Here is a 21,435-nt window from a genome sequence, read left to right as displayed (position 1 = left end):
CAAATATGCAAGCGGCTATTTAACCAAGTAAGTACACGGGGCGAGAGAGGTAGTACAGTATTCATATGCAATATTTGATCGCCGGAAGGCGGGATACTTTAATTGTACCGGGATAGGAGCGAGGCACCCCTATCCCGGCAATGAGCTTACTAGTCGTTATTGATTAGGGGATCTCCGCTCTGACCGAAATTGGAAGCCAGGAGGGAGAAGTCCAGGATGTTGGTCACGCCGTCTCCGTTGAAGTCGGAGCTCTGGCTGGACTGCCCAAAATCATTCGCCAGCAGCGAGAAGTCCAGTATGTTGACGCTGTTGTCCGCATTCAGATTTCCCGCCTTGAGTTCGGCGAAGTTGGCGGTCGAGTTTCCGCTGCTCAGCGACAGTTGCTGCACCCTCTGCAAGAACCCACTGCGTTTCACCAGGACCTTATAGGTGCCGGGGGCAAAGCCCGATACTGTCATCTGCCCCGCCGCGTTGGCGGTAGGCGTGTAGGTGTAGGCGGGCGTGGTCAGGTTACCTAATGTGTACAACTCGACGGTGTGATCGCCACCGTGATCACTGCGGCCCTGGCTGGTAGCCGTCAGCGCCAGACTGCCGCCCGACTGCTGGTCCACGACATTCCAGGTGAAGGCCGTAGCCGAACTGGATGCGGGGGAGCAACCGTCGGTGACGGTTACGATGACGTTGTAAGGGCTGTTTTCCGCGGCGCCGACGGTGCCGCCCGTAGTGCGGGCGGATTCCGGTAAGCTGAGGCTCTGCGGGTTGCCGGAGTAACTGGAGTGTGCCAGCACCATCCGGTCGATCACGTGCGACGAGGAGCGGGCCGAGATCATAATGTTGTACACCCCGGGGGCGTCGAAGCGGGCGTAGATATCGTGAGCGTCGTTGTCGCTGGTTCTCGTGCTCCAGCTCCAGTTGGTCGCTCCGCTCGAGTAGACCTTGAACCAACCGCCCGAGCCGGAACCGTTGGGTGCACTACCGGTACAATCGTTCTCCGCCGGGTTCGACCCCTTGGGGCAGACGGTGCTTCCGGTCTTCTGCCCGTAAAAGGCGTCGGACTCGATCTTCACCCAGGTATCGTTGTGCTCCGTAGCATTGGTGCCGTTGCCGACCTGATTGCGCCACTGAAACTTGTACACGCCGGGCGTGGATATAACTACCGGGTAAGTAATCAATCCGTTATTGGGCGAGCCCGTGTACTGAGGTCCCTGCCAGATGATGAAATCGCTGTCGCTGGCCCCGGCCGGATTATTGACACTTGGAGAAAATGTAGTACTGTAGTTCGAAGCATCCTTCCAGGAGCCCGGCAGAGTTTCGGCCGATTCCATTTCAATGACCACGATTCCACCGTCCTCGATAAACGCGCCCGCCGGTACACTACTTCCGCTGCCTACGTCGAGGGTGCCGGAAATGATACCCGAGGTAGGGTCGATGGAAAGGCTGGGCGGGAGCCCCGTAGCCGTGTAGGTCAGTCCGCTACAGGGGTCGGTATCGGTAGCGGCAATCTGCAGGGATACGTTGTCGCCCTCCGTGCCGAATTGCGGCCCGGGACTAGTGACAACCGGGGGGTCGTTATCGGAGATCGTTCCACTACTGACGATTTCGATGCCCTTGATGTTAGGGTTCTGCGTTATCTTCAGAAAGTCGATATCCAGATTTCCGTCCGTGACGGTTACCGGAATTGATTCTACCCCGGCCGTATTCCAGCCGTACGCCACCGTTTGGTCGAAGTTTTGCAGTACCGGAACCCCTTCAATCGTTACGTCGAAGACCCGGGTGCCGGGCGTCTGGGCGCCGGTCCAGACCTCCGCGAAGAGGAGGTTCACGGTGTAGTCCCCGTTGGCCACCGGAAAATCCCACTGCATATTATTCGGATTTAGTGCCGCGCTGTACCGTTCCGTGGAGAACAGTGCATCGGGATAGCCCGTGTTGTTGGTTCCCGTGAACGCAACCCCGTAGGTAAGGTCCTGGGCAGGTGGTGTCGTATTATAGTAGGGCGAAGGGGTACCCGTTGTAGCGGCACCGTTGGCCGTCGAGGTCGCCTGATCCGCGGACCAGTCGGTTGGGTTGGAATCGTTGCTAGCGGTAAGCGTGCCTCCCGTATTGATCCGGTACAGGACCGTTCCGGGCGTCTGCGCGGTACTATTCAGCGCGACAACGGCGATACCGGCATTGCCGTACTCGATCTCGAGCACTGCCGTTTTACCGCTCTCGGTGCCGCCGAAACCTACGGCGAGGTCCAGGCTGGCGCCCGGCTCCAACAGGGCGAACGCCACGGGGGCATCTAGGGAGAAGGAGGCGGCATCCGGACCGGTGATCGCTACGTTGGTGATGATGAGGCCGGTGTTCCCACCGGTACTGCTTACCGTGACGTTCGTAGAGCCACTCGTGCTAACGCTGACGCTTGACGGCACCTGCAGCTGGCTGGCGGTAAGAGTGGAGCCGGACGGATTGTCCGTACCGAAAAACTCCATATTTTTCATCGTTCCGCCGCCGCCCTTGCTACTTGATCCGGCCACTACGTGGATGCCACCGCCGGAAACGATGGCCTGGGTACCGTGCCGTTCGGTCAGCAGGTTTGCCTTCGTCGACCAGTTTTCCGTAACGGGATTGTAGGCTTCCGTGGTCTTCACGGCGTCATTGATCGTATTGCCCTGCAGGTCGGTTTCAATCTCTCCGCCGATGACGTACAGTTCATTCTGGAAGACTCCCACGGAAGCAGCCGCCCGGGGTGTAGGCAACACGGGTGCGGAGGACCAGGACTGGGTAGTAAAGTCGTAGACGTCGACTTCGGCGATCAGGGGGGAGAAGGTGCCTCCCGGGCCACCCGACAGGCGGCCGCCCGCCAGGTATAGCTTGTCACCGATCACGGCCGCGTGGTAATGGTCGCGGGGGCGTGGTGAGTCGTTCAGAACGGTCCACTCTCCGGTGGCCGGGTCAAATTCGTCGAACCAGGACACGTAACCGCCATTATGACCAATGGTGTTGCCGGCAATGATGTAGAACTTGTCGTCGTGCACGACTAATCCGGCCGAGCCCCGTTTGCGGCCATCCGGAATCGCCGGTCCCTGGATCCACTCGTCGGTGGCGGGATTATACGCCCAGACGTAATCTGCGGGCGCTTCGTTGGGGTACGAGTTGTTCTTGAACGCACCGATCACCCAGATCAATCCCTGGTACTCCACCGCCTGGAAGTGATTGAATTCAGCGGGTGCGGAGTCGGAGATCTGGCTCCAGGTTTTGGATTGGTAATTGTAAACGTCGAGGGTGGAGGAATTTTCCCGCCCGCCGAAGAGGTAAAATTTGTCTCCGGCCTGTACGAAAGAGCATTCGTGGCGAGCGGTGAAGTTTTCGTCGTCGCTCTGGTCGTTCCAGCTTGCGTTGCTGACCGGACCGGTGACCGTCCACGTAAAGGGAACATTAACGGCGGTACTACCGGGCTTGCTCACCGTGACCACGGAACTGTAGACGCTTCCGGCCGCTGCCCCGGTGGCGATATTGCCGAAGATCAATCCCGTCGTGGGCTCGATCTGGATGCCTGAGGGTAAGCCCGTGGCACTGTAGGTAAAGTTGGCGTTAGCGTCCCCGCCGGAAGCCGCTACGGTTATGTTGATCAGATCACCTTCCTGGTTGGTCTGATTCGGGATCGGGGTGACCGTGATGGGCGGATCGGACTGCCCGGTTACGCCCAGTATTTCGATACCATTGATCAACGGGTTCTCTATGTTGTGCTCGAAGAGAATATTCAGGTTGCCGTCATTCAGGGTAACGGGATACTCCAGCATGCCACCGTTCTGGTGGCCGAAGGTGGCGACGAGATCGAGATCGTCCTGTACCAGCTGGTCTTCAATGGTAATGTCGAATACCCGCTCCCCCACGGCGGATGTTCCGCCGTATCCATTGCCCATGTATAAGCGCACGATGTACTGGCCGTTGGGCAGACCGAAGGTCCACTCCATTTCCGGCGCGGCGGAACCGTCCCAGCGTTCGTTGGCGAAGAGATCCTGCGGTACGTAATCGGGCACGGAGGAATGGCGGCCCGTCATGTTATGTGTAGAATGCGTCCCGGTGTTTACGGCATACGCAATGCTATTGTAACTACCACTCTGGGCACCGGTGGCCGTGATGCCCTGCCAATCGGGATAGGGGGCATCGGTAGCGGTAATGGTAGCCCCGTTGGCCCGAATGCGCAGGATGGGTTCCGGCTCGTCGGATACGCTGATGGTAAAGGACTGTTCTACGAAAAGCCCCCCGGCATCGGTCGCGCGAATGGTGATCTCCGCCACGGCGGCCGCGTTGGGGATGGCGATCGAGAGCGTGCTGCCTGCGATACTCGCCCCAACGGCCGTATTGGTATTGGTCTGGACGGTGTAGGTCAGATTTCCGTCGCCGTTGTCGTCACCGAAGTAGTCGCCCAAACTGATGGTTTGAGTGGCGCTGCCAATTAGTACGTCGATGTTCGGCAGGCTTTGTTCTGCGTAGGGCTGGGTACTCTGTACGTACAGGTAATCCCAGGTGCCCTCCACTTCCTTGCCCGCCTCGTAGGAGGTGCCGATCAGGCCTACGGCCAGGGGCGTACCGCTGTTCTTGATGGCGGTCAGAATGCTTCCCGTAGCCGTAATGGTTCCCAGGGTCTGGATGCCCCCGCCGTCTACCGCATACTGGAGGGTGACGACTCCGGAGGAGGCGTTGACCTGGAAGTACATGATGATATCATCGGATGCCGTGACGTTGGCGCTAACGGGTGTTTGCGGCACGTCGTTGATCTCCTGCAGGGCCTGAAGCTGCCCTCCCGCCGTCAGGACGAGCTTGATGTAGTTGCTCTGGGTTCCATCTCCCATGAATAGCCCCAGTTCACTGTTATCGGGGATCAGGGGATCGTAAAGCTGGTGGGTCGAGGTGAAGTTGAACAGGCGACCTTCGACGGTGAAGGTGCCGGCGTTCTCGTCGACATTCACGCCGTACTGAAAGGCCTTTTCCTGGGTGTTGGTGCTGCCGAGGGCCGTGCCGGAGGTCATCTGCATGGTCATGGCGCCGACGGCACCTCCGAGAATGTCATTGGGGTGGGGGTCATTGGGATCATCGCGGCGGTCGAGCCAGTTCAGCCAGTTGGGATTGGCGGCGCCGTTGTTCATCAGCCCGGTAAAGCCAAGCCCCAGGTAGCCCTTCAATTCCGGATTATCGGAAAGTAAGTCGTTGAGTACCGGTAGATCGAAGGCATCACTACCGCCATCCGTCGGGTCGCCCAACTGAAAGGGATCGTTGGCGTCGGGGATGTTGTCGTTGTCGTCGTCCGGATCGTTTAGGTCGGAGACGAGGGATCCCCCCGCCGACTTATCAAAATCATTCGGCTGGTTACCACCATTACAGATCACATCTTCCGTGGTCTGGGCGGCTGATTTGTTATCGATCTCATCCTGATTGGTGTAGCCGTCGCTGTCGTTGTCTGCCGTTGCGGAATAGCCCGCTTCGCCGGGTAGAATGCAGTTTACAAAGTCCTGGGGCTCCAGCACCTTAATGGAGCTGTTGTAGGTAGCCACCCAGATGGTACCCGGGAAAGGGTCGTTATCGCTATTGCAGGTTACCCCGAGGGCATTGCCGCTCAGGTTGGATATAAACGAATTGGTCAACTGTAGTAGGCTGCCGTCGGAATTCAATTGCACCCGGCGCAGCACCCCTCCGTTTTTCCCCGCGATCAAATCGCCCTGCATGGCACCGCCGAAGTTGGAGGCCGTGTACTCGTCGATTCCGTTGGTGTTGGTACCCCAAGTGGTTACCAGTACGTCATCGTCCCCGTCGGGATTAGAGATTCCCGGACCACGCCAGTCGCCTTCGCGTGGATCGGCCTGAGCGAGGGGCACCGGGGGCCAATTGGCGGGCAGCGCGATGTTCGGGTTGGTAGTGTAACCGGCACCGCGGGAGCCGTCGGGGTCGTAGATCAGGGTGCGGAAAACGGAATTGCTGTTGGCGTTGGCTGTCGGGTTGGTGAAAAGTCCGGCACCGGCGGGATTCGCCCGTATGGGCGCGGGATGTCCGCCGTAGAAGCTCCCGAAAGTGTAGTTCTGAATATTGGCCGTAACCATCGTCAGGTGGTCGGCATTATTCACCTGTTCACCGCCGATCGAGCTGGAGCTGCCGGGTTCGGAGGAGACGTAGTCGTTGGTGACCGTGCCGTCATTTCCCTCATTGACGGGCAGTCCGCCCCATCCTCCGTTGGCCCCATTGTCGGTAACGAACACCTTGCCGTCCGCGGTAACGGCCAGGTCGTAGGAATTCCGGTAGCCGGCCGAAAAGATCTGGACGGGTCCTCCGGCCACGATCATCGCCTGATTCAACCCGTCATTACCCCCCCAGGGGTCACCGACGTCAACGCCGGTGTAGTTCGGTGAGTCGGGATCGGTAATCCCGTTCACGTTTGACCGGGTGGGGTCGTCCAGCGTGGGTAAGTCGTAAATGTATTTCCTCCCGGAAGTAGCATCCGTCTGCACGGGCATGGCTTCCAACTGGGTGAGGTTGATCGACAGGACCGCTGCGGACAGGGCGTATTCGGTCGTCCAGGCAAAATTGTCCGAGGGCGATCCGGCATTGGTGTGACCACCCGAGCAGACGATGAGGTAGTCGCTGCCGTTGATGGTGACGAATTCCAGGCCGTTCGTCGCGTGATTTTCCTCCGAGCGGGATAGGCCTCGCACGATATCGACCACTTCCCAGGACCCGTTCTTCCAGGCCAGTCGGGTAATAACCCCGGAGTTGGTGTCGAGATCCTTGTCGCCGCCAGGACCGCCTACCTGCGGGTCGCTCGAAGTGACGTAGATCACCGGTTCCGCCGCGGTACCGGCAACCGTCAGTCCGGTTGCCTGGCGGTTGGTATTGGCGGACGAGCTTCCGTCGTCGTTGTGGTTGGGAATATTTTTAACGTGCAGTAATTCTTCCGCATCAGTGACGACGTAGTCGTTGTCCCCATTTCGCTGCACGGAGAAAATGTCGATCGTTCCGTTTGAACTGAGTACGTAGAGTCGACTGTCCGGCCCGTACATCAGTGAAGTAGCGGAGGAAACGCCCCCTTTACCGGCAAAATTCAGACTGCTTTCGCCGAAACTTTGCGCGGGAAGACCGTGCACAAAAAGTATCAGGAAAGCAATTATAATACACTGAATTATCGGAGTTGATAGGCATGAGGATATCCTGCCTACCGGCGTAAGTAATGGTGTGGTCATAGTGTAGTGTGTTAGTCCAGTACTATATAAAATTAAATTGGTGTCACAACTTGTATAAAACGTGAATTACGCGCATTACGTCGGGTTACCCGTATTACGGTGATTCGTACTCATCAATATTTTATGGGCATTACGGTACCTTATCCACAGCTGGGCAGATTGCCCGGTGGAAGGGGTAACTCGCATTATCGTGAATTACACGTATAAGTACGGGTTGCTAAGGTTCCGCGAAAAAAAGTGTATTTGGTGTTCTTGTGTGTGAGTGTCTCGTAACTAATTAACTAAAGGATGCACTAAACATACATTACTTTCCCGGCAGATAAAAAATATTGTTCATCTTTTCCATTATTTAATAATATTACTGGTGGTAATCACTATTTAAGGGGACGGAATGTCGCTGCCGGAAGGCAAAATAATATTCTGGGCCTTCGTACGCGTGATTTGTAATTTCCTGAGTTAAGTGCGCTAAACGAGATAATCCGCAAGTGCCCGGCGATGACATTATTCGATCAGCCAGACTCGGCGATAAACGCCTTCTTTGATTCGGCGCGGGGTCGCAGGTGCCGTGTTCCTTTGGAGAAACCAATGTATTCCATTGGTCGGCTGATCCCCGTTGGTAGTCAGGTACGGTGACCCGGCCAGGCCGGCCCAGGCGCTAAAGAGATCGGGAAGGGCTTATTTTGACCAGAACATTGCTCCTGCGTTCCCGCCGTTCATGTCAGTTTGTCAAATTGCATTTCGTTCAGCGTGCGTACACGTGGGCGGGCCCGCAGGTGCAGTATAATATGGCCTTACCGCAGAACAAGCCTCAGTGGCTCCAGTACGGAATTTAGGTAAGTAGAGAGCGCTACTGCGGGGATATTAAATAGCGTACACATGCTTAGCAAAAACTCGAGGTGCTCGATCTCACTGTGAAATTCCCGGATGTTAATGCACTCCGATAGCTGTTCGCGGTAGAGCTTGACGAGCCTCTCGGTTTCGTGCTTGGATTGCTGCTTGCTCAACTGCCCGGTTACAGATCCGGTCACGAGTTTACAGAGTCGCAGTTGAATCTCGGCCAATTGTGAATAAACGGAATCGTATGCATCGGGTAGACCGTCGAGTTGCAAAAGGGTCTTTTCCACGTACTTCAACGGCTCTTCACCGAATTCGTCTTTGATGTTGATCCGCGGGGCCTTTAGACCCCGGTTGGTAAAGGTAGCCAGGGTTAGGAAGCGGGTAGCAAAGTAGATGCTGTTACGTTCGTTGATGCCGATCTGGCGAGCTGCCTTAAGGTAGCAGGTGGCACCTTTCTCGAGATAGTCACGGGCGAGCGATTTATTGCAGAGAAGTGCCGCACGCTTATACGTGCTCCCTACCGTAGCGGATAGTTCCGGTCCAAGATGGTCGCACCCAGCCGCGGTCAGCCGCTCGATAATTTGCCCGATTGCAAGTTTCACCTCTTCGGAATCGGTCAGTCCACTGCGGTGATTGCGGACCAATTGTTTGGCCTGTATGTTCTCGAATGCGAAGCGGTCCAGCTCGTAGTATTTGCCGGTGCCCGCCTCGAAGAGTCGCCGGAACGCGGTGGTTGCGCGTACGTAATCGGCCATGTACATGTAGAACCTGGCCTGCCTCCGCTGGAGATCGCAAGAATCGATCCCCAACTCGCGGGCGGTGTTGCTGTAGGTATCGGCCAGTTCGTGCAATTCTTCGATGTGGCCGTGGATACTGCCGTTCACTTCCAGGCTCATTGAGCGGGAAATCAAGTTATCAAACTCAAGGATGATCTCCTGCTTCAGGGTGGATTTACCGCCGCCTGCTTCACCCGCAACAACTTCGATGCAGCGGTAATGCGGGTCACCGTAACACTGGTAGGCACCCCAGGTGTTAACATCTCCGTGCCGCTGGTAACAATTGCTGCGTGCCCGTAGCACGGCCTCCCCGAAATAGGAGCCGTCCAGCATGGCTTCGTAGAACGTGATCGCAAAGGTTTTGGCAGCGTCGTCGTCAACCGCCCAGCCGGCTACCACTACGGCCTTTACGCCTACCTCGATCAATTGAGTACCGATATTCGCAGCCAGTTTGTGGCGCCCGCGCCGGTACGCTTCGAGTTTAGGGTCGATCTGTCCGACGAAGCAGCAGTTCACGAATACCAGTTCCGGGATGGCACTAAACTGTCGCAGGGTGCCCGGCGTCAACAGTTGCCCACCGCCGATGGCAATGCCTACCCGTCCCCGCTCGGGGTCGAACTCTCCGTGGGAGGCGACGTGGACGATCTTCTGACGTTGCCCGAAGAGCGCTTTGGTAATTTCTACTGGATCCTGATAAATCTTACTCGCAGTCCTAAACTTGGCCTGCTGCAGTAGTTTCAGTACTTCTCTGCCTTCCGCCTCCGCACCGGGTAGGGGGGGCAGGTCTTCGCGGGTAAAGGTCGGATTGGCAATTACCATGGCCGTTGCTTCCCGTACCAGCGCCGGGCGGATATTCGCCGAGGTGGAAATCAGTTGCCGCACCAGACCGGATTTGGTGAAGGTTGGGCTGCTGTCGTAGAGTGGATCGTGGAACATCTCCCAGGGGAAGGCAGCGCTGCCGGTATCCATGCGCCAGGCAATGTTACGGTGGTTGCGGATAAAGTCCTTGTAGCGGTTAGGAACCAGGAGTTCGAAGATGACCTTCGCGTCGCTTGGATCCCACCGCTGCTCGGTAGAAAGTTCCTCAGCCAGGAAGCGGGCGAGTTCCAGGTTGCTGTGGACATTGTCCTGACTGATGGAGGAGCCGCGGTTGTAGGTGGTAAAGTCCAGGTATTCGCGCCCTCCGTCCTCATCGCAGGGTACGGTTTCCTTCTGCACACTGGTGGTGAAGGTTTGCCACCAACTGCGGCTGTCTTCGCGCAGGAAGCGTTTTCTGCGACCCATCCCAAACTTGATCTGGCGGTTCAAACTTACTGGTAGGGACGAATCTCCCTCTTCGATATCGAGCAGGGTTTTGTAACATTCGTATGCGCGGTCCTCGTAGTAGTCCACGAACTGAATAAAGTGTATGGGGTGCAGCCGTTTGCCGCGCTGGTCGAAGCTCTCGATGACCTTGTTGGCCTGCATTACACCGAGAACGATGCTTTGAATGCATTCCCGCAGCGGCAATTCTCCGTAGTTGCTTCCGATCAGGAGGGTACTGATAGCGTGACTGTTCCTTGCCGCATCCGGGTGGCTCTGATTGTCGCGATTAAAGACCGCGTACTTCAGGACTCCTTTTTCCACCGTTCGCGCCAGGTTGTAACCGGTAAGTTCCTCCTTGTCGCCCAGGCCGACGATGATGGCTCCGCGGGGTCGGTTGGCGTAGTCGATGACCACGTCCTGGTCCCCCACTTGGGCCGGATAAAATCCCATGGAGAGTCGCTCGGAGAGCACATTGTCCAGGTAGTTGTCTAACGTTCGCTCGGCACTCACAATTCCGTCGTGGGCAAAGTGGCCGACCATCACGGGATGACGCGCCCATTTGAGATCTCCATTGAATACCTCTACGTGGATCTTAGTCCCTGTAGGGCTGAAAATTTCCTCGCTAGGATATAAGCCGAACAGGTTATCGATTGCGGACTGATCCGTGATTGCGACACTACGGGTTGGAGGCGCGCTGCGGACTCTCTGGGGGGCACCGCGCAGTCCACGTCGCTTCGGAAGTTTACTGAACGCAACGTCCGTAGTATCACCCTTTTCGAGCACGTCGATTATCCCGGCAAACAGGGAAGGATCGTTTGCCAATTGACCGTGCTGGGTATTAGTATAAAAGACCTGCTTGGTGGGCAGGCGGGTCGGAATACCCCGTTTCCAGGTGACGCTACCGTCGCCTTCCGAAGTCGTGAGGTACCGGAGACGGTCACCTTGCCGAAACATCGACGACCGCAATTTATAGCCGTCCACCGTTTCAGCGTGGTTTCCAGCGACGTAATACAGTACTGCCCAATCGAGGTCCGTAAATGCCGAGATGCCTTTTTCCGTGTTGTCGCGGTACTCGAGAAATGCATCCAGCATAGATTGCGGAATGGCGGCCATTTTTTTGGCATTCCGGGCGTTTCGTAGCTGTTTCCAGGTAGCTGGATCCGCGAGGGATGCATCGTCTAGCGGCAACAATTCGTATATGCCGGGAAAGCGACCAAGGCAACTTACGAGGTCATATTCATTGTGGTAAAAGTCGAGCACGGCGAGTTGGCGGACACTGCGCGCGTGACCCGTCAGCACCTGGGTAATCAGGTAGGAGCCGCGCCACGGTGTTCCCAGTAGCACAACCCGTGCCCCCGGGCGGTCGCGGTACACTTCCCACGCTTCCCGATGATCGATCATGAGCTGCCGTACGACCAGTCCCCCCATTGAGTGCGCTACCAGTCGGACGGGCTGCTCAGTTTTGTTGAGTTCCTGGAGTACGTCGCGGAGCTTTTTTGCGGCTTCCGTTAAGGACATTCTCCAATCGTAGGGAAAAACGCGTACATCGTAGTTTCTTTTATTCAGCTTTTCTACGAACTTGCCGTAGTAGGTCTTGATCAGACTCAACGCCCGAACTCCCGCAGAGGTGTCGCTCAGGTGTTTGACGAATCCTCCCGCGTGAAGGGCCCGTAGATCCATCCACTGCCGCTCGTCCTTGGCGTAGAGGTTAGACCCCATGATCCCGGGCAGCAGGACTGCGATCGGACGCATTCCGGAAGGTTGCCTAGGGTGAATTTCATCGGGCTGCAGCTGCCCGAGTAGCTGCGGGCGTGCCGAGGGCAGGTCTTCCCGCGCGATCAATGCCGCGCCGGCGGGGAGGGTGCCGCGGGTCAGGATGGCCGTGACGATTGCCATGTGTTCGCGTTCGTCGAAGTAGGAAAAGTGATCTACTTTCCCGTTGGCGATGGTACACACCAAGTTGCTGGGTCGGCGCGCGATGCCTTCCGACATGCTCGACGTATTAACGACCAGGTCGTTCTCCTGCCAGTAATAGAGATTCGACAGAATGACCTTGAGGGACTGCAAGGCACCCCCGCCGATGTCTGCATCGCCCGCAATGCTGATGAGCTCGGTCTTGAGTTCAAAGCTCGGATTGTTGTTCACCTTGATGAAGGCCAGGTCAGGAACCATGGCGTAGAGGCCGGGAAAACTCGCGGGATCCTCCCGTTCCTCGACGACCTTGAGTAAAAAGGTCTTGAAGAGAGAATAAAATGGATTGGCGCGGCCACCGACTGCCTTACCCAACAGCCCGAGTATGGCGTTCAGGTAGTGATCTAATCGGTCGGACAACAGGGTGGTGCCCTGAGCCGGACAGGCTACCCGCACGATGCGGTGGACGAAAACACCCTTCTCCTGAGCGATACCGGCGAGATCCCGCATTTCTTGTGGGATGGACGAATCCTGACTCGCTCCTTCTCCTTCGTAATCCTTGCTAACGAGTGCGATCTCAGCCTCGGTGTACCCCCTTACCTCCAGGCGGCTGTCGCAGCGGGCAAGCACGTCGCCGACCAATCCGCCCCGCGAGTGGGTAATGAGGTCGAAGTTCGCCCCGGCCGGCAGGGCCTCAAGCAGGTCCAGGGCGTTGCGTACGGGCGAAGCGGAGAGGGTAGGGTGGTTAAAGGCATACACCTGCCCCGGGTATTGATCGTGGATGCGCTGCCAGTACTCCGGATCGATGTTACCGAAGCCGCCTTCAAAGTTAGAGGCCGTGCCATGGATAAAGATGAGTGCCTTTGCAAACGAAGCATCAGCGGGCAATTCGCGCAAGCCGCCGGTGCGATCCACGCTGAGTAAGCCGCGTTTTTTCGTGTTGGATTCATCAATGCGCCGGGCCAGGGTACGCGCCGTAACCTCGGCCAGTCCGTTGGAGACTGCCCTCCCCTTAATGATCTTAAGTAGTTTAACCTTGACCCGATCGATAACTGAACGTTGGGCGGATTGCGGCGAGGTCAGGGTGGTAGGCACCATAAAACCGGCCTGGCCGCTCCTGAATATTTGCACCTCCTCCCCATATACGTCGGGCAGGTCATCCGCGTAGCCGAACCATTCCACGTCTCCCTCAGCGACCAGGCCGACGATCTCGTCGGTCAACCTCCGGTCGTACTGGGTGACGCCTCCGCGGACCGTGGCCAGGTCAAACGTCTCCCGTACCTCAAACAACTCGTCAAAAACTTCCGACCGAAATTCTGTGGACGTGGTGCGGGTGCCACGAATGGAGAGGGTGAATTCTGGGGGCATAGTGGGTGGGTCGGTGTGGTGGTTGTTCTACATATTGTTCTCAGACTTAAGTTATGGGATTACAAGCAATACATTTGATCAAAGTATAGTGATTTCCACCTTCACCCCCTCGTTCGCCGAACTGCGACAACATCACCGGTTCGACCCCCCGGGTGACGATCATGCCGGTAAACTGCACATTACTGCACACCAGTATGCATCAATGATACTGGGCGGTTAGCCGTAGCAAAGCACGGTCCCTTAAGCGCTTTGTTGTTCGGTCGTGTTACGCTCGGTGGGGAGGTCGGAAGCGGCGAGATCCCGGGCGGTAATAATCAGTAGCGGGAGGCGGGCGCGTTGAACGGCCTCCCGGGTGTTGCTCTTGCGCAGGAGCCGGACGAACCAAGGCCGGTCCGGGCGGTGCATTACCACCAGGTCACAGTTTTGCTCAAAGGCGAAAGCGAAAATTGCGCCGGTCACGTCCTCGGCTTTGCGATTGGTGAAGCTGGCGCGCATTCCCGTTTCGGGCCGGTCGAATACCTCACGTAACAGGTTGATGTTGAAGTCCGTCACATCCTTGTCGTTGGTATGAACGTGCAAGAATTCCAGCTTGGGTTCGAAGGGGCGCAGGGCCCGCAGTACCTCACCGGCCTGGAAGGTGCCTACGTCGTTGAGGTCGGTGGCAAAGCAAATCGATTCGATATTCCGGTATTCCGTATTGGGCGGAATGATCAGCACGGGACAGGGCGCGCGACCGGCCAGATAGGAAGCGTTGGTGCCCAGGAAATCGTCCCAGGCATCGTGGCGACCCTTCGTGCCCATCACGATGAGCTGATTGTTCTCCTGCTCGACGTGGCGACGAATGGAGAAGCGCAGGTCACCGACCTTGATGAACGTCGATACGCGGGGTACGTGATGAAGCTTGTCGTTAACCCGGCCGATGCCCCGCTGCAGGAAGGCGTTCAGGTTGTTTCTCGCTTCTTCGTTGATCACCGAGGTCAGGGTGTTGATAAAGGTACCGTAGCCGGGCGTCGACGTGGTAGGTGGAATGCTGTACATCAGCTCGACGCTGGCGTCCAGGGCATCGGCCAGCCGGAGGGCGTAGCAGTAGGCGGATAGGGCCACCTCGGAAAAATCGGTGGGAACGAGGATTGATTCGATCGTTTTCATGCGTACGATGATTTGGTTACTTCCGAAGGTGGGAGTCCGTGATTTAATTGGGGGTGACGCAAATCATACCGCGGGTTGATCTTTTTCATCGATGACCACGGTAACCGCCGCAAAATCACCCGGCTATGATAAATTAATCGTTTCCGTCGACTTTTCCGCCGCTTCGGCCCCTAATCTTCTTTCTTGTGCAATCCAATTTTATTCCGAGGAAGTCAGCTGCTCGCTTGGGTCCATACCGAAACATTACGGGAGCAGTTGATGCGCGAATACCTCCGCCCTTCCCCGTCTTCTTTCGTACTTGTCTTATTTTGGTCCTCCCTACTTGCCCCGGCTGCGGACAGCGCTAATGTGTAGCTGCCACCTTATCCCTCGCAGGGCTTTTAGAAATCCTAAAATCTTAATTTTTGAACACTCGCCCCCACACGCCCCGCACCATCTACGGCCTCCCCCGACTGGCGGCCCTCATACTGCTGACAACGGTTTGCATCGGTAGTGCCACACTACACGGCCAGGACCGCGAGCGGCCGAACATCCTCTTCATTATTTCCGACGACCACACGGCCCAGGCCTGGGGCATCTACGGCGGCATTCTCGAAGACATTGCTCACACCCCGAACATCAAGCGGCTGGCCGCGGAGGGCACCGTGCTGGAGCATTGCCTGGTGTCGAACTCCATCTGTACGCCGAGCCGCGCCACCATCCTGACCGGCCAGTACAGCCACGTTAACGGCGTGACCACCCTGGGGGCGGGGCTGGCTCCGCAGTACAACAACATTGCTAAGGAACTGCAACGCGGGGGCTACCAGACCTCGGTGATCGGCAAGTGGCACCTGAAGCAGGAGCCCGCCGGCTTCGATTACTACTGCGTACTGCCCGGCCAGGGCGAATACTGGAACCCGGTGATGAAAACCGCGGAGAACTGGCAGGATTACTCCAAAGGGGGGAGACCCTACACGGGCTTCAGTTCCGACATCATTGCCGACATGACCATCGACTGGATCGAGCAGCGCGACACCACTCGGCCCTTTATGGCCATGACTCACTTCAAGGCCACCCACGAGCCCTTCGACTATCCGGAACGGTTCAGCCACCTGTACCGGGACGTAGAACTGCCCCTTCCCGCCACCCTCTACGACCGCGGGCCCGAGACCACCGGACGCTCGTTCGTCGGGCAGTCCATCGATAACCTGACCATGCGCTATCTGGCCGCTACCGCCGATTCCACCCTACGCAAAGATTTCATGAACTACCCCGAGCTTCCCTTTTCGGTGGAAGGTCTTACACCAGACGAAGCCCGCGCGAAGACCTACCAGAAGTACGTCAAGGACTTCCTACGGTGTGGCGCCGCCGCTGACGACAACATCGGCAAGATCCTCGATTATTTAGAAGCGTCTGGTCTGGCCGAAAATACTGTGGTGATCTACACCGCCGACCAGGGCTACTTTCTCGGGGAGCACGGCTGGTTCGACAAACGACTCATCTTCGAGGAATCCATTCACATGCCCTTCGTCATTCGTTTCCCCGGTGAGGTGCGGGCGGGCGCCCGCAACCGCGACCTGATCGAGAACGTCGACTTCTCGGCCCTCTTCGCCGACTATGCGGGCATCGATTACCCCCCCGACATGCAGGGCCGCAGCTTCCGGGAGAACCTGCGGGGCAACACCCCGGACGACTGGCGGGACTACTCCTACTACCGCTACTGGGACCACTCCCGCGACCGACCCGGTCACTTTGGCATTCGGGGCCAGCGCTACAAGCTGGCTTTCTTCTACGGCAACGGGCTGGCCGTAAATGAGTATGGCCCCGGGGAGGATCCCACCCAGTACTGGGATTTGTACGATTTGGAGGAAGACCCCCACGAGCTGCGCAACGCCTACGACGACCCCCGCTACCGGGACATCATCGAACGGATGAAGGAGGAAATCCTTGCCCTACGCGATGAACTAGGCGACACGGACGCCGACAACCCGGAGGTCCGCGAAATTATCCGCCGGCACTGGGACGACTAGTTGGCATGATACAAAAGGACCTCTAGCGAAGTGTCTCGTAGGATTATAGCAGCCCACGGCGAACGTCCGTGCGGCTGTAACTACTCCTCCGCTGCGTCAATTAACCCATACCGTCGCATCACAGGTATTTCGTAGCGACTGTCCTCCGCAGGGTAGCGAAGAGAACCGGTATAGTTACCGCTTGCCTTAGCCAGGGCGTACACGATACTTTCACCGGCGGCCGATGCGGGAACGGTCGTGCGGTATATACTATCCCGAAAGGCGGTCGCTGCATCGGTCAGGATCCAGTCGTACTGTCTAAAGCGTTCGATCAGGTCGTCAAGGAACAGGGCCGAGGTGAGGTTGTGGTGGAGCAGCAGGGTGTGGGGAATATGCCTACCCGTCAGCTCGAAAGCCAGACTGTCATAGAAGGCCGCCCGGTCGAGGATATGGTCCAGGTAATACTCCCGGTAGCGATTGATCGCGACGGTATCTCCCGGGTCGCGCGTTAGGTGCTCGATTAATTGATCATTGACGTACCAATCCGATGCATCGATGCTCACGTAGCCGTTTTTATACCCGTGCGCTTCGAGCACCCCGCGAAAAGCCGCAACCCTGCTGGAATCTCCGCCCTCCTTTAGGTAAGGAAACCGAAAAAGCTTCACGTACCCGGGAGATTCGGCGATCAGGGAATCGGTACGCAGCAATTCGCGGGTAAAATCTTGGACCGTTACGCGCGCGTCATTCAGATAGGGGTGGGTGTACGTATGGTTACCGATGAGGTGACCCCGGCTTGCCCAGGAATCGAGGAGCGCCCTTCCCCGGGCGTTGTTTTTATCCCGGCCCGTTGCAAAGAGGATTGACTTCAAGCCCGCCCCGTCCAGGCTCCGCAAAATCATTTCGTTCCACTCCTCCGCCGGGTAGTCCAAGATCGGCCGGGTGCTCCCATCGTCGAAGGTAAAACTGACCGTCGGACGGGATTCAGGCGTTTTCGCACCGGGCATGGCGTCTGGTTGCACAGGCGCATTATCGCAGCCCAGGACCAGCATGGCCAAACAAACAAAGAGAAACTCCTTCATCGGCTCAAGGTAAGTCTCCAGGGGCCGTTGCGTTCTTCTGGCTTTGCCAACCACACATTGGGCGGGAACGCAGGAGCAACGATTCACCAAGGGCAGCTAATGCGTACCACTTCAGCACCTCCGTGCAGGACAGTGCCCCATGGGTGCCGGGTACCGCATTGGAGCATAGCTCATTGGAATATTCATCGCTCCTGCGCCCCCGCCAAAAAAAAATACGGAACGCGCCGAAGGATGTGCCGGAACACCCTACCGTGCCGGCAAGTAGAAGCGGAGGCCCACTGCGCCGCGAAATTGCCGCTGCTGAATGCCGTCGACGAAGGGAGTACCGTCCTTAAAGCTGGCGTTGCCCGTGTTGTAGTTTAGCGCAAGGTCGAGGGCCAACTGGGAGGATAGGAAGTACAACGCTCCGACACCCGCTTGCCAGACCGGGGAGGACACCGTTTCGTCAAACCGTCCGTTGATTCCTTCGACTTTTTGCCGCAGCTCAAGGTACCCCCAACCCGCATTAACGTAGGGCAGTACTTTACCCTGACGAAGTGGATAGTAGTGAAGGAGCACCCCGAGTTCGGTATCGGTTAACGACAGGTCGCCCTGGTTAAAATTTGCGCGGTCTCTTTCCACTCTATATTGATTATGCAACAGGTCAATGGCTGCTTCCACCATCAGGCCGTCGAGCAAGAAGTAGCCGATGCGGGGGGTCAGCGCGAGGCTGAAATTGGCGGTCAGGTTAATGCCGCTCTGATTGCGCCCGTAGGCGATGCGGCCGTACGGTCCGTGGGAAGAGAAGGTTCCTTTGCGCACGGATGCCACCGTCGGTGCCCCCTGCAGTTGTCCGGTCAGGGCGTTGAGGCCCACTACGAGATTTGTATAGTTCACCCCGTCGGCGTTGGCGTCGTAGTTTAAGTTGGCGGTGCCTAGTACACCGGGGCCCACGACCAGCTCGGCACCTAGCCCGAGGTGAAAATCGGTTTCGAATCGGGTGGCATTCCCAAGGCCCAGGGTAGAGAAGCCGAGTTCGCCGAAGAAAGAGAGTGGCGCCGACTTATGGTCCAGGAAGTAGTACCGCAGGAAGGGCTTTACCCGCAGGGCGCCTTCGTAGTCGTACCGATAGGTCGGATCTGCGGTTGGGTTTATGTAGTCCACCCGGGCTCCCAACAAAAAACGATTGCTAAGGAAGTATCCGCTGCGGAAGGAGTGCGCCCGTATCCCCGCAAATCGCTGTAACAAATTAGTCGGGTACCCGTAGATGGATGCATCCTTGCTGCCCAGCTTTGAGTATTCTAGCCCGGTGTTGCCGCTGAGGTAAACATTGCCTTCCCGGTCCTGGGCGGCCAGCGTGAGGGTAAGGAGCAGGAGAGCGAATAATAGATGAGATTTCATACTAGTGTGGTGTTGTGCGAAGAGTGGCGGCAAATGCTGCCCGGTAAATACGTGCATCCGCTTACTTTCATTGTGTTTGTTAATGCCGCAAAACTGTTAATGTGGCTGACGTAGTGGAATTTATCATGGCGGGGCGGCAGATAACCAAATCAGCTGACGTTACTGTAGGTCAGATTGGTTGCCATGATATAGATAGAACCTCATAACTTCTCTGGTTACTCTACCAACAGCCTATACATCGCTGGCTAAACCTGCCGAGAATGAGAACTACTGAGATGCCATCCACCCACTAAGGCAACCGGCTTGCAAAAACGGTTAAATACCAGTAATTTATACGTCGTACCTACGCAATTTGGGAATGCGATGGTTGTCTGGCTTTAATAGTCTAGAGGTTATAAATTGATATCGGTTGGGTGAAGACAAAACGAAAATTAGAAGTACCAAATGGGCAAACAATGAAATCGACATTAATTGTATTATTCCTGATTGTACTTGGATTGGCAGGTTGCAAAGTTCAAAATCTAGCCGTAGGTGAGGTATCCGAAATTGAAACTGCGGCGATAGACCGGCCGAAATCGGTCACTGTTCGCGGTAATACCATGCATTACATCGAAAAAGGCAGTGGCGAACCCGTGATTTTAATTCATGGGGCAATCGGTGATTACACTGCGTGGGGGCAACAAATTGACGCTTTAGCACTCACCCACAGGGCAATCGCGATCAGCCGGCGGTATGCCTGGCCAAACCAGCAGCCAAATCGCGATGATTCCTTTGATTGTACGGTCGCCCTGCACTCTAATGATTTGGCTGCCTTTATGGAGGCACTTGATATACCATCGGCGCATTTAATCGGACATTCGTACGGGGCGATGATTGCTCTGCGGACAGCTATTGACCATCCAGAATTAGTTAATTCATTGGTGTTGGGAGAGCCGGTTGTTGAATCCTTAATATCTGGCACCCATATTGGAGATTCCGTAATTGCTGACACGAGAATTAGCGCCAATCTTGCCGTCAGTCATTATGAGGCGGGGAGAGACGAAGCAGCCATGCGAACCTTTATAAAAATGGTGTTCGGCTCGGATGAAAGCTACGACGCAGTGCCTCAAGCTTGGCGCGATAAATGGTTGCAAAACCTGGTAGAAGGAATATGTATTGCAGAGACCCAGGATATGGCATCACTTGCACGAAAGGATATTGCTCAATTAAATATACCATCTTTGCTCATCGAAGGCGAATATTCCCCAGCGATTTTCCGTTTGGTTACCGATTCGTTGAATGCGATCCTGCCAAACAGTGAGCTCAAGGTACTGTCGAAAGCCTCACATGGGCTGCAAGGTGAAAACCCAGTAGAATTTAATCGGGCCGTAGGAAAATTCCTTCGCGATAATCCAATAAAATAGAAATTACCTTGAAATTGACGGAAGTCAACTCCTAGTAACAGCACTCAGCGCTTCCGGCAACCGGGGCTAGGGGAGGGGGGAGTGCTGGTTTCGGCACCCCATAAACTCGCTGAGGTTGTTGGTAAAACTTTAGGCATTGCTGGGTCACGCGGGAAGTAGGGAAAAGCGGATCGCCAGCTACGATCAGTACATGATAAATTACTCATCCAAAATTTTCTTTTTATTATGTCTGCGCTTTCCGCAACTATCAAATACCCGAAATCCTGAGATGTATAAATAAACGTCCCCAAAAGTCATCTACTAAACTCTCGATATTGTATTGCAAGAACATATCTCGGGGTAGGGTAACAAGGTAATCTCCGGGCGGCGGGGCGCAGGAGCAACGTAGGTAAATTCGAGCAAGTCCTTCCATGGCAGCCTACCGATCGAACTATTATCTTCATCACCTATGACCATGCAGCGCGTACTTATCACCGGATGCTGCGGTGCGGGGAAATCAACCCTGGCCCGTAAGCTCAGTGACGTTACGGGGCTGGAGGTGATTCATCTTGACGAAAATTACTGGAAGGCCGGCTGGCAGGAGACGGAGAAGGCGGAGTGGACCGAAAAAGTACGTGCGCTCGCGAGCAAACCCACCTGGATCATGGACGGTAACTTCGCCGGCACTCTGGATTTGCGGATTGAGAGAGCGGACACAATAGTTTATTTAGACTACCGCACCATCACCTGCCTCTGGCGCATCACCAGGCGTATCGTCCGGTACCACTGGCGGGTCAGGCCCGATATGCCGGCGGGATGCCCCGAACGTTTCGATGCTAAATTTTATCACTACGTAGCGACCTACAATCTTTTTCGGAGGACGGCAATGCTCCGGAAGCTTACTGAACTCAGTGAGACCAAACGGGTGCTAATTTTCAAAAACGATTCAGAAACCGCACGCTTTCTCGATCGCTGTCGGATGTCCATGCCTATCCAAGGGTAATAATTTAAATACCGTAGAATTTTTAAGCAACGGGCACGTATTT

General features: G+C 56.2%; 8 protein-coding genes. 3 read left to right on the top strand and 5 right to left on the bottom strand.

The window, feature by feature from the left end:
* Positions 1-149: 149 nt before the first annotated feature.
* The 3 genes from GGR28_RS18970 to GGR28_RS03050 all read right to left on the bottom strand — a co-directional run bounded on the left by GGR28_RS18970 (position 150) and on the right by GGR28_RS03050 (position 14,560).
* Positions 150-7,118 (bottom strand): Kelch repeat-containing protein, encoded by a 6,969-nt coding sequence (locus GGR28_RS18970; protein WP_319936693.1) that lies wholly within the window; start codon positions 7,116-7,118, stop codon positions 150-152.
* Between the two features lie 887 nt (positions 7,119-8,005).
* Positions 8,006-13,411, bottom strand: coding sequence for a DUF7379 domain-containing protein (locus tag GGR28_RS03055; protein WP_183494237.1), 5,406 nt, complete (start codon positions 13,409-13,411; stop codon positions 8,006-8,008).
* Between the two features lie 240 nt (positions 13,412-13,651).
* A complete protein-coding gene (locus tag GGR28_RS03050; RefSeq protein WP_183494236.1) occupies positions 13,652-14,560 on the bottom strand; it encodes a universal stress protein in 909 nt (302 codons plus the stop codon).
* Between the two features lie 404 nt (positions 14,561-14,964).
* Between GGR28_RS03050 and GGR28_RS03045 the strand changes: the two genes are divergently transcribed.
* Positions 14,965-16,569, top strand: a complete 1,605-nt coding sequence (locus GGR28_RS03045; protein ID WP_221233779.1) for a sulfatase family protein — start codon at positions 14,965-14,967, stop codon at positions 16,567-16,569.
* A gap of 80 nt (positions 16,570-16,649) precedes the next feature.
* Here the strand turns inward: GGR28_RS03045 and GGR28_RS03040 are convergent, their stop codons facing one another.
* Together GGR28_RS03040 and GGR28_RS03035 are read right to left on the bottom strand one after the other, a co-directional pair.
* Positions 16,650-17,627 (bottom strand): polysaccharide deacetylase family protein, encoded by a 978-nt coding sequence (locus tag GGR28_RS03040; protein WP_183494235.1) that lies wholly within the window; start codon positions 17,625-17,627, stop codon positions 16,650-16,652.
* A 246-nt stretch (positions 17,628-17,873) separates the two neighbouring features.
* On the bottom strand, positions 17,874-19,007 hold the full coding sequence (locus GGR28_RS03035; protein ID WP_183494234.1) for an outer membrane protein: 1,134 nt from the start codon (positions 19,005-19,007) through the stop codon (positions 17,874-17,876).
* A gap of 413 nt (positions 19,008-19,420) precedes the next feature.
* Between GGR28_RS03035 and GGR28_RS03030 the strand changes: the two genes are divergently transcribed.
* Together GGR28_RS03030 and GGR28_RS03025 are read left to right on the top strand one after the other, a co-directional pair.
* Positions 19,421-20,410, top strand: coding sequence for an alpha/beta fold hydrolase (locus tag GGR28_RS03030; RefSeq protein WP_183494233.1), 990 nt, complete (start codon positions 19,421-19,423; stop codon positions 20,408-20,410).
* A 454-nt stretch (positions 20,411-20,864) separates the two neighbouring features.
* Positions 20,865-21,392, top strand: coding sequence for a P-loop NTPase family protein (locus tag GGR28_RS03025; RefSeq protein ID WP_183494232.1), 528 nt, complete (start codon positions 20,865-20,867; stop codon positions 21,390-21,392).
* Positions 21,393-21,435 lie beyond the last annotated feature (43 nt).

It is taken from the genome of Neolewinella aquimaris, assembly GCF_014197245.1.
Classification (GTDB): Bacteria; Bacteroidota; Bacteroidia; order Chitinophagales; family Saprospiraceae; genus Neolewinella; species Neolewinella aquimaris.
Note: the sequence above shows the minus strand (reverse complement) of the source record. Positions and strands in the feature narration are given on the sequence as shown.